The following is a 361-nucleotide window of genomic DNA, read 5'->3' as shown; positions in this document are numbered from 1 at the left end:
GGCGGTTAGAGGTTCGACTCCTCTAGGGTGCATGTGGAAGAAGTCTGAGGGCTTCGGTTTTTCTACCTATACGGGAAGTAGCTCAGCTTGGTAGAGTACTTGGTTTGGGACCAAGGTGTCGCAGGTTCGAATCCTGTCTTCCCGATGCTATGGCGGTGTAGCTCAGCTGGCTAGAGCGTCCGGTTCATACCCGGGAGGTCGGGGGTTCGATCCCCTTCGCCGCTATAATTGATCTTGTTGGACCTTTAGCTCAGCTGGTTAGAGCTCTCGGCTCATAACCGAGTGGTCGTAGGTTCAAGTCCTACAAGGTCCATTTTGTTATATTGTGGAGGATTACCCAAGTCTGGCTGAAGGGAACGGT

At 52.6% G+C, this 361-nt stretch carries 3 tRNA genes; all 3 read left to right on the top strand.

The window, feature by feature from the left end:
• The first annotated feature begins 71 nt into the window (after window positions 1-71).
• Window positions 72-145, top strand: a tRNA-Pro gene (locus HMPREF2963_RS06875).
• Between the two features lie 6 nt (window positions 146-151).
• A tRNA-Met gene (locus HMPREF2963_RS06870) sits at window positions 152-225 on the top strand.
• A 14-nt stretch (window positions 226-239) separates the two neighbouring features.
• A tRNA-Ile gene (locus HMPREF2963_RS06865) sits at window positions 240-313 on the top strand.
• The last annotated feature ends 48 nt before the right edge of the window (window positions 314-361 follow it).

The sequence above is a fragment of the Streptococcus sp. HMSC067A03 genome (genome assembly GCF_001814295.1).
Lineage (GTDB): Bacteria > Bacillota > Bacilli > Lactobacillales > Streptococcaceae > Streptococcus > Streptococcus constellatus.
This window is presented reverse-complemented; position numbering and strand designations above follow the sequence as displayed.